9 protein-coding genes are annotated in these 13,049 nt (G+C 70.8%); 3 read left to right on the top strand and 6 right to left on the bottom strand.

Going from position 1 to position 13,049, the window contains the following annotated elements; translation table 11 throughout:
• Positions 1-33 precede the first annotated feature (33 nt).
• On the bottom strand, positions 34-2,286 hold the full coding sequence (locus ACFXKZ_RS24375) for a hypothetical protein (protein WP_380003069.1): 2,253 nt from the start codon (positions 2,284-2,286) through the stop codon (positions 34-36).
• Between the two features lie 433 nt (positions 2,287-2,719).
• Between ACFXKZ_RS24375 and gabT the strand changes: the two genes are divergently transcribed.
• Complete coding sequence (gabT, locus tag ACFXKZ_RS24370; RefSeq protein ID WP_380003068.1) at positions 2,720-4,075, top strand: 4-aminobutyrate--2-oxoglutarate transaminase; 1,356 nt, start codon at positions 2,720-2,722, stop codon at positions 4,073-4,075.
• A 204-nt stretch (positions 4,076-4,279) separates the two neighbouring features.
• Here the strand turns inward: gabT and ACFXKZ_RS24365 are convergent, their stop codons facing one another.
• Positions 4,280-4,867 carry an STAS domain-containing protein gene (locus tag ACFXKZ_RS24365; RefSeq protein ID WP_380003067.1) on the bottom strand — a complete coding sequence of 196 codons (588 nt, stop codon included), beginning with the start codon at positions 4,865-4,867 and terminating at the stop codon, positions 4,280-4,282.
• 382 nt (positions 4,868-5,249) lie between these two features.
• On the opposite strand from ACFXKZ_RS24365, the gene ACFXKZ_RS24360 reads away from it, so the two are divergent.
• Entirely contained in the window at positions 5,250-5,897 is a 648-nt protein-coding gene (locus tag ACFXKZ_RS24360; protein ID WP_380003066.1) for a phosphatase PAP2 family protein, read from the top strand.
• Between the two features lie 238 nt (positions 5,898-6,135).
• A complete protein-coding gene (locus ACFXKZ_RS24355) occupies positions 6,136-7,554 on the top strand; it encodes an APC family permease (protein ID WP_380003065.1) in 1,419 nt (472 codons plus the stop codon).
• Positions 7,555-7,653: 99 nt separating this feature from the next.
• Here ACFXKZ_RS24355 and ACFXKZ_RS24350 read toward each other — a convergent pair whose 3' ends face one another.
• The 4 genes from ACFXKZ_RS24350 to ACFXKZ_RS24335 form a co-directional block, all read right to left on the bottom strand.
• Positions 7,654-8,448 carry a tyrosine-protein phosphatase gene (locus ACFXKZ_RS24350; RefSeq protein WP_380003064.1) on the bottom strand — a complete coding sequence of 265 codons (795 nt, stop codon included), beginning with the start codon at positions 8,446-8,448 and terminating at the stop codon, positions 7,654-7,656.
• 106 nt (positions 8,449-8,554) lie between these two features.
• Entirely contained in the window at positions 8,555-9,514 is a 960-nt protein-coding gene (locus ACFXKZ_RS24345; protein WP_380003063.1) for a metallophosphoesterase, read from the bottom strand.
• A 164-nt stretch (positions 9,515-9,678) separates the two neighbouring features.
• A complete protein-coding gene (locus ACFXKZ_RS24340) occupies positions 9,679-11,181 on the bottom strand; it encodes a CoA-acylating methylmalonate-semialdehyde dehydrogenase (RefSeq protein ID WP_380003062.1) in 1,503 nt (500 codons plus the stop codon).
• Positions 11,182-11,538: 357 nt separating this feature from the next.
• The gene (locus tag ACFXKZ_RS24335; protein WP_380003061.1) at positions 11,539-12,969 is read right to left on the bottom strand and encodes an NAD(P)/FAD-dependent oxidoreductase; all 1,431 of its coding nucleotides are present in this window, start codon (positions 12,967-12,969) and stop codon (positions 11,539-11,541) included.
• Positions 12,970-13,049: the final 80 nt, after the last annotated feature.

Genomic DNA, 13,049 nt, shown 5'->3' with positions numbered 1-13,049 from the left:
CCAAACTGGAGTGGGAGAGGTCTCCAGTGTGACTCAGCGGCCGAGATCGATCAGCACGGGAGGCGTGCGCTCGCCTTTCCGGGTGGTCAGGCTGAGCACGGCGTGCCCGGTGGGCAGGTCGCTGGTGAGTTCGGCCGGCGACCAGCGATAACGCTCGACGGTGCGGGTGGTCACCCGCTCGGAGCGTCCGCTCGCCTTCTCGCCGAACAGCGCGCCGAGCACCGAGTAGCGCAGCCGCTTGACCAGGCCGCCCTCCGGCGAGCCCATGGTGATCGAGCGCTCCTGCTCCTTGGTCATGCCCCAGTGTTCGGCGAACAGTTCGGCGTCGGCGCGGGAGGCGCCCGGGACGATCGCCTTGCAGCCGGCCGCGGCGAACACGCCGTGCCGCAGCGCCGGGGCCAGGTCATCGAGCGAGCGCACCGACAGGACCAGGCCCGCCCGGCGGTTGCGGGCCCACTGCAGGCCCTTGGCCGCGTACTCGTCGATCAGCCGACCCGCGTCGTCGGCGACCAGGCACGCGAACACCCGGCGCGGTCCGCGTTCGCGCCGCGGGGTGGCCATCGCCTGGACGAACTGGGCCAGCACGAGCCGGCCGATCAGCCGGGCCGCCTCGGGGTGCGCCGCCTCGTTCAGCGCGATCCGCACCCGCAGCGGCCGGTCGATCTCGCCCGCGCCGAACCGCTCCCGGTCCGCGTGAAACAGCTCGGCGACGCCGGGTCTCTCCAGCACCGCGAGCCGCTGCACCAGCATCCGCGCGTCGTCGTCGCCGCGCGCCATCGCCCGCAGCGCCCGCTCGTGTTCGGGGTAGCGGCCCGCCGCGCGCAGCGCCTCCTCCAACGCGGCCAGCGCCGCCTCGGTGCCGTCGAGCAGGTCGAGCAGCGTGCCCACGTCGGGATAGCGGTCGTGCCCGGCCACATACGCGCCCAGCACCTGGCGCAGCGCGTTGCTCGCGCCCTCGCCCAGGCCCAGCGCGCTCGGCGGCAGCGCGGCGGCGGCGAGCCGATCGGCCGCATCCTCGGGAGTGCCGGCGCCGCCGTACAGGTCCAGGCCCCACGGCGAGTCGCGGTCGCCGACGATCACTTCGCGGTCGTAGCCGCCGGGGCGCTCGAACTCGTCGCCCTTGGCGTCGATCACCAGCAGCGAGGCGGTGCCGGTGAGCGCGCGCAGGCTCATCGCCTCCACGACGGGTTCGAGCAGCCGCCCCGGCTCGCCGGCCCGGGACGCGCCGACCACCAGCATCGAGGCGCCGAGCACGTCCGGGTCCAAGGCGAAGTCGGCGGCGCGGTACAGCGCCGGATTGCGCGCGTGGTCGGTGCCCGCCCCGATCCGTACCTGCCCGGTCAGCAGATCGTGCTCGGCCCGCCGCGGCCGCACGTCGCGCTGCCCGGAGCCGTGCCGACAGGCCGCAGCGCCGTGATCGACGATCTCCTCGGCCACGTCGGCCAGATACTCGGGGTCCCGGTCGCCCGCCTCGATCACCCGGCGCAGCCGCAGGTAGTCCACGTCCCGCAAGCGCCCCGCCGCCACCTCGTCGTCGAGCACGTCGGCGGCCTCGTGCTGCCCCGCGTTGCGCAACTCGGGCCACAGGTCGGCGTCGACGGGCGCCTCCTCGTCCTCGGGCGTCGCGTGCTCGCGCGGGGTGCGGGTGTACGGCTCGACCACCACGCGCCACCGGCCGAGCACCGCGGCGGCGTAGACGAAGCCGCCGTTGTAGACGAGACGCACCAGCCACTGCAGGTCGTGCAGCGCCCCGCGCGGAAAGATCAGCAGGAGCAGCGCGACGAACGGCCGCATCAGCACGATCCAGGCGACGAAGCCGAGCACCAGGAACAGCGCGGCCCGGCGCCACTGTTCGGGGCGCGGACGCCCGTTCAGCTCGGCGCGCCGGTCCAGTCGTTGCCACCACGGGCGCAGGAACGGCCAGGCGATCTCGTACCAGCGGCCGAGGTAGCAAAAGAGCGCGAACACCAGGACGTAGAGCAGGTTGTTGAACAGCAGCGGCCACAGGAACTCGGGCAGGATCTTCCGGACCAGCCAGACGTAGGCGAGGATCACCCAGTTCAGGCTCGCGATCGCGATCACCAGCCACAGCACGGCCCTGCGCACCAGCGCGGCCTCGGGCCGGGTGCGGGCGTCGCGCTCGGCCGCGCGCAGCCGGATCTCCCGCTCGTCGCGCCCGAACCCGTAGATGCCGGGGGCCTCGCGGTGTCGCGGCCCGCGCAGCCAGCCGCGCAGGTCGAAGCCGTCGGGATCGAGGCCGCGTCCGGGCGAGGCCGGCGCCGGCACCCGGGCCCGGCCCGCCGGCGGGCGACGGCCCGGCGGCTCGTCGGCGCGGGTGCGATCGCTTCGGCCGCGATCATCTCGGCCGCGATCACCGCGGCTGCGATCACCGCGAAGGGCCTCGGCCTCGACGGCCCGCGACGCAGGGGAATCCGACCGTTCCACGTTCACGCCTCGCCCTTCCGGAACCACACCTTCGGCCGGGACTCAATCTAGGCGCGGAACCCGCGCTCGTGACGATCATTCCGAGGCGAGTCCGCAATCCGTTCCGCAATCCGTTCGGAGTTGTTCTGCCCGATCGGCATTTGTCCATCCCGGACACAAGCAACCGGGCGACTCACCGATGCGGCGCATGCGGCGAACACCACCCGGCGCCTAGCCTGCGAAGAGGACCACGGTGCCACCGCGCCGACCCACCTCGACCCCACAGGAGACCAGCATGGGCGCTTCGCAGCCCGGCGGGCCCTCGCTCCCGCAGGAGCGCCGGCTCGTCACCGCCATCCCCGGCCCGAAGTCGACCGAGCTGATGAACCGCCGCAACGCGGCGGTCCCGCGCGGCGTCAGCACCACCCTGCCGGTCTTCGTGACCCAGGCGGGTGGCGGCGTGGTCGTCGACGTGGACGGCAACTCGCTGATCGACTTCGGCTCCGGCATCGCGGTGACCAGCGTCGGCAACTCGGCCGAGGGCGTGGTGCGTCGCGCCTCCGAGCAGTTGCAGCGCTTCACCCACACGTGCTTCATGGTGACCCCGTACGAGTCGTACGTGGCCGTCGCCGAGCAGCTGAACGAGCTGACCCCCGGCGACCACGACAAGCGCACCGCACTGTTCAACTCGGGCGCCGAGGCGGTGGAGAACGCGATCAAGATCGCGCGTGCCCACACCAAGCGCCCCGCCGTCGTGGTGTTCGACCACGGCTACCACGGTCGCACCAACCTGACCATGGCGCTGACCGCGAAGAACATGCCGTACAAGGAGTCGTTCGGCCCGTTCGCGCCCGAGGTGTACCGGGTCCCGGTCGCCTACCCCTACCGCTGGCTCACCGGCGCGGAGAACTGCGCCGAGGAGGCCGCCGCGCAGGCGATCGACGCGATCACCAAGCAGATCGGCGCGCACAACGTCGCCGCTGTGGTGATCGAGCCGATCCTGGGCGAGGGCGGCTTCATCGAGCCGGCCAAGGGCTTCCTGCCCAGGATCGTGGAGTTCTGCCGGGACAACGGCATCGTCTTCGTCGCGGACGAGATCCAGACCGGGTTCTGCCGCACCGGCCAGTGGTTCGCGTGCGAGGACGAGGGCATCGTGCCCGACCTGATCACCACCGCCAAGGGCATCGCGGGCGGCCTGCCGCTGGCCGCGGTGACGGGGCGCGCCGAGATCATGGATTCCGCCCATGCGGGTGGTCTGGGCGGCACGTACGGCGGCAACCCGGTCGCGTGCGCCGCGGCACTCGGCGCGATCGAGACCATGCGCGCGCTCGACCTGAACGGCGCGGCCCGCCGGATCGGCGAGATCATGCTGGGCCGACTGGGCGCGATGAGCGAGAAGTTCGCCGAGATCGGCGACGTCCGCGGGCGCGGCGCGATGATCGCGATCGAGCTGGTCAAGCCCGGCTCGAAGGAGCCGAACCCGGAGCTGGCCGGCGCGCTCGCCAAGGCGTGCCACGCCCAGGGCCTGGTGGTGCTGACCGCCGGCACCTACGGCAACGTGCTGCGCTTCCTGCCGCCGCTGGTGATCCCGGAGGACCTGCTCGTCGAGGGCCTGGACCTGCTGGAGCAGGCCTTCGCCGCCACGGTCTGAGTCGGGCGACACCCCGAACGGTCCGAACACCACGAACCCCCGGTCACCGGAATGCTCCGGCGACCGGGGGTTCGGCGTCGTGTCGGGAAATCGGGTCGGAGGATCGGACCCGCGCTCGGCGGGCGATCACATCCGGATGCCTCGGACCCGGATGATCGGGATTCGGGATTCGGGGATCGGGATCGAACGATCGGGTTCGGGCGATCAGATCCGTGGTCGGCGCGGCGCCGGAGCGATCCGCTCGACCATGGTCAGGCCCGGAACGGCGTCCCACCCGCACAGGGCGAGCACGCGCACCATCTGTCGGCTCGCGCCGACCAGAACCATGTGCCCACCACGCCGCGCCAACGCGCCGGCCTGGTCGACGAACACGCGCAGACCCGCGACGTCGATGAACACGAGCTTGCTCACGTCCACCCGGACGTCGCCACCGTCGCGCGCGGCGGCGCCGAGGACACGGCGCACCACGTCCACGTTCGCCAGGTCGATCTCGCCTTCGAGCCGGAGGCCGCGCGGTCGGGTGGTGCGCACGACGCGAAGCTGGCGGTCGCTGGTCAGGACCACGCCCATCGCACCCGCGCCGCGACCCGGCCGGGGTTCCACCGAGGAATCGAACACGGCACCGCCCGCCTTGACGCCCTTGGAAACCACCGGAGCCTCGATCCGGCGGACGCGCCCGCTCCCCGCAGGGGCCGGGATGCACGGCACGCGGTATGTCGAGTAATCGGACTCTTCAACCACCTGGCCAACCCTACCTTTGCGTGCTGACAGCAGAGGGGCGATCGACGACATTGCGTCAATGCCACGTCACTCGAGCCACCGTCGATTTGCCCTGCTTACGGATGTTCTCCGCGTACTTGGACTCTCCGGGGTGTCCGGAGTCACGCGACACGCGCTGTGACCCCGCTCACACCCTTCAATGCTCCAACGTACAGCGTGTATGTCCCACCTTCCAGACCGTGGAGAACGTGTGCAGGGTTTGTGAGGAGGCCGCGCGTCGGGAACTCGACGACCCCTTCTCCGCGTATCTTCGAGTGAGATGCACAGACCTTCCTCCGACACCGGCCCTGAGCAAGCCGGTGGCCGCCCCGGGACAACGCCCCCCGTTCCGGGGCGGTGGTCTGTTCACTCACAGTACACGCGCCGCCTCGCAGCGCCGCTGATTCTCGCCGTCGTGCTCCTGGCGCTCACCGTGCAGGTGATGGCCGAAAGCGGACCCTCGATCACGCTGGACCGGATCGTCCGCGACGGCACGCGAAACCTCGCCGACGCCACGGGCGCGGCCTGGCTCGACGGACCCATGCACACCCTCGCCGACCTCGGCGGACCGCTCCCCGCCGGCCTCGCACTCGCCGCGGCGGCGCTGTTCGCCGCGTGGCGGCTGCGCCGGGCGTACCCGATCACGATCGCGGCGGGCGCGGTGCTCGTGGTGACGGTCGCGGTGATCGGCGGCAAGGACCTGATCGGCCGGACCGGGCCGAGCGAGTCGCCGCTGCCCGCCGACCAGTGGGGCTTCTTCCCGTCGGGCCACACCGCCACCTCGACGATCTGCTACGGCACGGCCGCGCTGCTGCTCGGGCGTGTCGGCTCCGCGCGCGCGGCCCGGTGGTGGCATCGCGGCGCGGTGGTGTCGTGCGCGGCGATCGGCTTCTCCCTGTTGTGGTGCGACTACCACTGGTTGGCGGATGTGCTTGCCGCGTGGGCCCTGTGCGGGATCGTGTTGTGGGCGGCGGCGCACCTGACGGCCCGGATGGCGATCCACCCGACGCACGGCCCGGCGGACCGGACGACGACCGGATCCGGCGACCGTCTCGCCAGGTGAACGGTCGGAGAACTTTTCCCGCAGGCCGATCTGCGGATTACGCACCATCACCTGCCAGCTTGGAGCGTTATTCGACGAAATCCGAGGGCACAACCTACGGAATCAGTTGGTATCGGAACCTTGACGCGTGATCAAACGGGCGTTTGTATTACGCCGCACCGTTCGGAACGTGCGAACGGCTCACATCCGTCCCGGAGGCGATAAACCGCACCCCGCTCTGTCCGCAGAGGTAGCGCTCATGGCTGTAGAAACCACCCCACCGCCGTCCGGGACCCTGACTCCAGTCACGCTCGAAGACGTCGGTGGCACACCCGCCCCGCTCAAACGATCCATCGGTGTCGTCGGCGGCACACTGCTCACCCTGTCCTGTCTGACCCCCGCGTCGTCCCTGTTCGTGATCGTGCCGGGCATGTTCGCGGATCTGGGGTCCGGGACCTCGCTGGCCCTGGTCGTGGCCGCCGTGCTGTGTATCGGGGTGGCGTTCTGCTACTCCGAGTTGGGCACGCTGATCCCCAGCGCCGGCGGCGAGTACGCCATGGTCGGCACCCTGATGGGGCGCTTCATGGGCTGGCTGGTCTTCATCATCGCCACCATCGTGGTGATGATCGTGCCGCCGATCATCGCGCTCGGCACCGCCGACTACCTGACCTCGATCGCCACGGTCGACACGATGTGGGCCGGCGCCGCGGTGATGATCCTGGCGACGATCATGGGCCTGCTCGACCTGCGCGCCAACGCGTGGGTGACCGGTGTGTTCCTGGCCCTGGAGGTGGTCGCCGCGGCGATCGTGGCCTTCCTCGGGTTCGGCAACGTGCACCAGTCCGCCTCGACGCTGGTCAAGCCCGAGGTGGTCGCGGACGCCGCGGCCGGCACCACCGACCCGCTGAAGATGGGCCTGCTGATCGCGGGCATGGCCGGCGCGCTGTTCGCGTTGCAGGGCTTCTCCACCGCGGTCTACCTGGCCGAGGAGATGGAGAACCCGCGGCGCACCGTCTCGCGCACGGTGTTGTGGACCCTGGGTCTGGGCGGCGTGATCCTGATCGTGCCGACCATCGCCATCTCGCTGGGCGCGCCGTCCCAGGCGGCACTGGCCGAGGGCGACATCCTCGGCCTGGTCGAGGGCTGGTCCAACCACGGCATGGCGACGTTCATCGGGTTGTGCATCGCACTGGCGATCATCAACGCGGGCGTGGTCATGGTGATCCAGAACTCGCGTGTGGTCTACGCCTCGGCGCGGGACAAGGCCTGGCCCGAACCGATCAACCGGGCCTTCGGCAAGGTGAACCGGTTCGGTTCGCCGTGGGTGTCCACGCTGGTGGTCGGCGTGCCGGGCGCGCTGCTGTGCTTCGTCAACCTCGACATCCTCGGCGAGGTCACCGGCGTCGCGGTCGCCGCGCTCTACCTGACCGTGGCGCTGGCCGTACTGGTCGCCCGCCGGGGTGTGCACAAGAGCGGTCAGGCGTGGCGGATGCCGCTGTGGCCGGTGATCCCGGTGCTGCTGATCGCGGCGATGATCTACGTGCTGACCGAACAACCGATGCGCGCGCTGGAGATCACCGGCGGCATCGTCGTGGTGGCCGCGCTGTACTGGGTGCTCTACCTGCGTCCGCGCCAGGAGACCCGCTGGAACATCAAGCTGATGGCCGACGACTCCTGAACCCCTCCCGTCTTCCGTGACCACCCGCCCGAGGGCGGTGCCTCCTCCTGTGGGCACCGCCCTCGGGTGTGTTCCGGGCCGGTACGGCTCGGCCCTCGGTCAGTCGGTCAGCAGCGCCGCGCGCAGCCGCTCCAGCCGGTCCGCGTCCAGGCCCAGGCCGCGTTCCAGGTAGGCGTCGAAGCCGCCCCAGTGGGTGTCCATCACCTCCAGCGCGCCGCGCAGGTACTCCTCGCGCACCTCCAGGAACGGCCGGAACAGCTCCAGCAGGCCCGGGCGCATCGCGAGCCGGTCGCTGTTGGGCGTGTAGCGGTGCGCCGGGTCGTTGCTGATCAGGTAGTTCGCCACCACGTCGTCGACGCCGACGCCGAGCAGGCGCTGGACCAGGGCCGCCGCGATGCCCGCGCGGTCCTTGCCGGCAGAGCAGTGCACCACCACCGGCAGGCCGTCGGCCTCGATCAGCGCGTGCACCAGTGCCGCGTGTTTGTCGACCCGGCTCACCACCTGGTCGCGGTAGTCCGCGGCGATCGACTTCTCCGCCCGCCCGTCGCCCAGCCGCTCGCGCAGCACGTCGAGGTCCGCCGAGCGCATGTCGCGCCAGAACTCCGCGCCCCGGGCCGGGTCGGACATCGACAGGTTGAGCCACCGCGCGCCCTCGGGCAGCACGTCCGCGCCGTCCAGCTCGATGTCGGCCGGGCTGCGCAGGTCGACCACGAGCCGGATGCCCAGTCGGGCCAGGCTCGCCCGGTCGGCGTCGGTGGGCGTGGCCAGGTGGCCGCTGCGGAAGTAGCGACCGGCCCGGACGTGTCGGCCGTCGACGGTGGGCAGACCGCCGATGTCGCGGAAGTTGCGGACGCCTTCGAGAGCGACTCCGGCGTGCGCCTGATGTTGTGTCACGTGTCTCCTCGTGCTGGTCGGGCCGGGATGGGAACAACCGCGATATCCGGGGCCGGGGTCGATCGGTCGGGGTCGATCGGGCCGCCGCGCGGGCTGTGCGTCGGGCTCAGGCGCCCCGTACCGGCCGGGGCTCGCCGAACCGCTCCTCGAACTGCTCGTCGCTCAGCGCGCGCATGTCCTCGACCGTCACCAGGCCCATCATCAGCTCGGTGAGGAAGCGCGGCGCGGGCCTGGCCCGCATCGCGTCGGTGATCGGCCCGGGCACGGTGTGCGCGGCGGATTCCACCCGGCCGTCCGGGTGCAGGGTGAAGGTCCGGTAGCCGGGGCCGTCGAAGTGCCTGCCCTCGTAGTCGATGCTGTACGTGGTCGAGGGCGCCACGAACACCGGTACACCCGCGAACTCGCCCTCCAGGGAGCCGTGCAGGTGTCCGCCGGAGATCGCCCGGATCCGCGGGAAGTCGCGCAGCAGCGCGCCGAGTCGGCCGGAGGGGTCCAGGTTCGGACAGATCTCCGCGAGCGGCGGCTGGTGCAGGAACAGCAGCGCGTGCTCGGCGTCCGAGCCGGCCAGGATCTCCCGGATCCGGGCAGCCTCCGGCGCGCTCAGCTCCGGCCCGTCGGCACGTGTCATGCGGTCGTCGAGGTCGCGGTACACCCCGTCCCCGACGTGTTCGCGACCCAGCGCGTTGGTGTCCACCATCAGCAGCAGCCAGGACCCGATCCGTACCGCGGGTTCCAGGTGCACGCCGGTGCGGGGCAGGCCGGCGGTGTAGGCGTCGTGGCTGTCGTGGTTGCCCGGGAGGCAGTACACCGGCACCGGCAGCGCCTGGAGCACGTCCCCGAGCCGCCGGTAGGCGCCCGGCTCGCCGGTGTCGGCCAGGTCGCCGGAGGCGACCAGTACGTCCGCCGCGGCGAGCGCGTCGGCGGCGCCCTCCAGGGTGGCCGCCAATCCCGCGTCCGGGTCGTGCCGTACGAATCCGTGGGTGCCCGGGGCGTCCCGGTAGTGCACGTCGGAGATCTGGATCAACCGGACGGCGGTGTCGCCGGCCGGACTGTCTTGGATGGGCATGCGCCGTTCCCCTGTCACGTCCGTAACGGCCGTCGACTGATCATCTGACGACCCGTCACGCATGCTGCCAGGGAAGGCGCGTGGAGGAAATGGCGAAGCCCGCCGGACCACGTCGTCGGGGTCCGGCGGGCTCGCCGTGAAGTCTCGCCGAGGCGAGGAGGTGATCAGTCGTTGGTGGGGAAGCCCAGGTTGATCCCGCCGTGGCTCGGGTCGAGCCAGCGCTGGGTGACGACCTTGCCCCGGGTGAAGAACTGCACGCCGTCGGCGCCGTACGCGTGCAGATCGCCGAACAGCGAGTTCTTCCAGCCGCCGAACGAGTAGTAGGCGACCGGGACCGGGATCGGCACGTTGATCCCGATCATGCCGACCTCGACCTCGTTCTGGAACTTGCGGGCCGCGCCACCGTCGTTGGTGAAGATCGCGGTGCCGTTGCCGTACGGGTTGGCGTTGATCAGGGCCAGGCCCTGGTCGTACGAGTCGACCCGGAGCACGGAGAGCACGGGGCCGAAGATCTCGTCGGTGTAGATCGACATCTCGGGGGTGACGTTGTCGAACAGGGTCGGGCCGACCCAGTAGCCGTCCGCCGTGTCGTCCCCGTTGATCGGGTGGGTGCGGCCGTCGACCACGAGCGTCGCGCCCTGGTCCACGCCGGCCTGTACATAGGACAGCACCTTGTCGGCGTGCTGCCGGGTGACCAGCGGGCCCATCTCGGACGCGGCGTCGTTGCCCGCACCGACCTGGAGCTTGGTCATGCGCTCCCTGATCTTGCCGATCAGCTCGTCGGCGATCGGCTCGACCGCGACCAGGGCGGAGATCGCCATGCAGCGCTCGCCGGCCGCGCCGAAGCCGGCGTTGACCGCGGCGTCGGCGACCAGGTCGAGGTCGGCGTCCGGGAGCACCAGCATGTGGTTCTTGGCGCCGCCCAGGGCCTGCACACGCTTGCCGTAGCGGGTGCCGTTCTCGTACACGTACTTGGCGATCGGGGTCGAGCCGACGAAGGAGACCGACTTGATGTCGGGGTGCTCCAGGATGCGGTCCACCGCGACCTTGTCGCCGTGCACGACGTTGAACACACCCTCGGGCAGGCCGGCCTGCTTCCACAGCTCGGCGAGGAAGTTCGCGGTCGAGGGGTCCTTCTCGCTCGGCTTGAGGATCACCGTGTTGCCGGTGGCGATCGCGATCGGGAAGAACCACATCGGGACCATCGCCGGGAAGTTGAACGGCGAGATGATCGCGACCGGGCCGAGCGGCTGGCGGATCGAGTAGACGTCGATGCCGGTCGACGCCTGCTCGGAGTGGCCGCCCTTCTGCAGGTGCGGGATGCCGCAGGCGAGTTCCACGACCTCCTGGCCGCGGGCGATCTCGCCGAGCGCGTCCGAGTGCACCTTGCCGTGCTCGGCCACGATGATCGCGGCCAGCTCGTCCTTCTTGGCGTTGAGCAACTCGCGGAAGTTGAAGAGCACCTGGGAGCGCTTGGCCAGCGAGGCGTTGCGCCACGTCGCGAAGGCCCGGACGGCGACGGAGACGGCCTCGTCGACCTCGGCCACGGACGCGAAGTCGACCGTGCCGGTGACCTTGCCGGTGGCGGGGTTGTGGATGTCGCCACGACGCTCGGACGTCCCCGTCCACTCCGCGTTGGCAATCCAGTGGGTTACGTGGTTCGTCACGGGTCCGACCTTCCGAGGGGATGTGGTTTCGCCAGTCTGCGTGGTCCGATGCGGGCGGCTCAACCTTCAGGTTGTCGGCGGTTCCGGCTTTTGGCTTACAGACCGTCTCGGTCGGGTTTTTTTGGTGCCCACCCGCACCGCCCGTTGCGTTGTGTGTGCAGGCTGCGGATCCACCGCGGCGAGGTGGGCCGATCGTGGCCCCGCGGCCCGCGTCGGGGACATGCCGGAAGCCGAGTGAGGTGCCTGCTCACCCGGCTGCCCGACGGCGCGTCAGTGCCCACGACGTGATCGCGTGCGGTGATCGACGAGCGTGCGAGGAGAGCGGCCGGAGGCCGCTGCCCCGCGCGCAGCGCGGTCCTAGCTGTCGAAGCCCATGCCCAGTTTGTCGAGGGTCTTGAGCCACAGGTTGCGCTTGCCGGCGTTCTTGTCGGCTCGGTCCATCGACCACTTCGTCATCGTGACGCCGGCCCACTTGATCGGTTCCGGAGGGAACGGGAGGGGCTTGGTGCGGACCATCTCCAGCTCGGTGCGCGCGGTCGGGCGGCCGTCGAGCTTGTCGAGCATCACCTCGGCGCCGAACCGGGTGGCGCCCACGCCGAGGCCCGTGTAGCCCATCGCGTAGGCCACCTTGCCCTTGTACGCCGTGCCGAAGAACGCCGAGAACCGGCTGCACGTGTCGATCGCGCCACCCCACGTGTGGGTGAAGCGCAGACCTTCGAGCTGCGGGAACGTCTCGAAGAAGTGCCCCGCGAGCTTCGCGAAGGTCTCCGGACGCTGGTCCAGTTCCGGGGACATCCGCGAGCCGTAGTGGTAGACGGCGTCGTAACCGCCCCACAGGATCCGGTTGTCCGCGCTCAGCCGGTAGTAGTGGAACTGGTTGTTCGTGTCGCCGATGCCCTGGCGGTTGTTCCAGCCGATCGCCGCCAACTGCCCGGCGCTCAGCGGCTCGGTCATCATCGCGTAGTCGTAGACCGGGACCACGAACGGCCGCAGTCGTTTGACCAGCGAGGGAAAGACGTTGGTGCCCAGCGCCACATGGCCCGCGAAGACCCGCCCATAGGGCGTCTTCAGCATCATCCCCGAGCCGTGTTCGGCCAGTTCGGTCACCTTGGTGCGCTCGAAGACGCGTACGCCGAGCGACTCGCACGCGGCCTTCAGGCCCCAGGCCAGCCGGGCCGGGTCGACGATCGCGCAGCCCGTCTTGTCCCAGACGCCCGCGAGGTAGGTGGGCGAGTCCACCTCGGCCCGCACCTCGTCCCGGTCCAGGAAGGTCAGTTCGGTGCCGTACTTCGCCGCGAGGTCGATCTCCTCGCGCAGTTCCTCGACCTGGTGCGGCTGGGTGGCCACGTTGAGTTCACCGGTGCGGCGGAAGTCGCACTCGATGCCGTAGCGCTCGATCGCCGCCTCGATCTCGTCGAGGTTCTCCTCGCCGAGCCGTTCCAGCCGGGCGAGTTCGCCCTCCCAGCGGTCGAGACCGTTGTAGAAGCCGTGGGTCAGGCTCGCGGCGCAGAATCCGCCGTTGCGGCCCGAGGCCGCCCAGCCGATCTCGTGCGCCTCGATCAGGACCACGTCCCGCGAGGGGTTGCGCTCCTTGGCGATCAGCGCGGTCCACAGACCCGAGTACCCGCCGCCGACCACCGCGAGATCGCAGTGGTCGTCGCCGATCAGGGCCGCGTGCGGCGCGGGGCGGTCCGGCTGGTCCAGCCAGAAGGGGACCGGCGCGGCGTCCGCGAGCGAGCGGACGGCCTCGACGGAGGGGGCAGGATCCGACGTGTTCCGGGGACCCATGGGGTTTCACCACTTTCGCGATGTCCGCCGGAGTCCCTGGTCGGACCCCGGCGGTTTCACCGCATAGCTACGGATCTGGG

Source organism: Embleya sp. NPDC059237 (assembly GCF_042754105.1).
Classification (GTDB): Bacteria; Actinomycetota; Actinomycetes; order Streptomycetales; family Streptomycetaceae; genus Embleya.
Note: the sequence above shows the minus strand (reverse complement) of the source record. Positions and strands in the feature narration are given on the sequence as shown.

Bases quoted from the DNA above. Each gene is read 5' to 3' on its own strand.
- gabT (WP_380003068.1), top strand. From the start codon at position 2,720: ATGGGCGCTTCGCAGCCCGGCGGGCCCTCGCTCCCGCAGGAGCGCCGG.
- ACFXKZ_RS24335 (WP_380003061.1), bottom strand. From the start codon at position 12,969: ATGGGTCCCCGGAACACGTCGGATCCTGCCCCCTCCGTCGAGGCCGTC.
- ACFXKZ_RS24345 (WP_380003063.1), bottom strand. From the start codon at position 9,514: ATGCCCATCCAAGACAGTCCGGCCGGCGACACCGCCGTCCGGTTGATC.
- ACFXKZ_RS24355 (WP_380003065.1), top strand. From the start codon at position 6,136: ATGGCTGTAGAAACCACCCCACCGCCGTCCGGGACCCTGACTCCAGTC.
- ACFXKZ_RS24365 (WP_380003067.1), bottom strand. From the start codon at position 4,867: ATGTCGTCGATCGCCCCTCTGCTGTCAGCACGCAAAGGTAGGGTTGGC.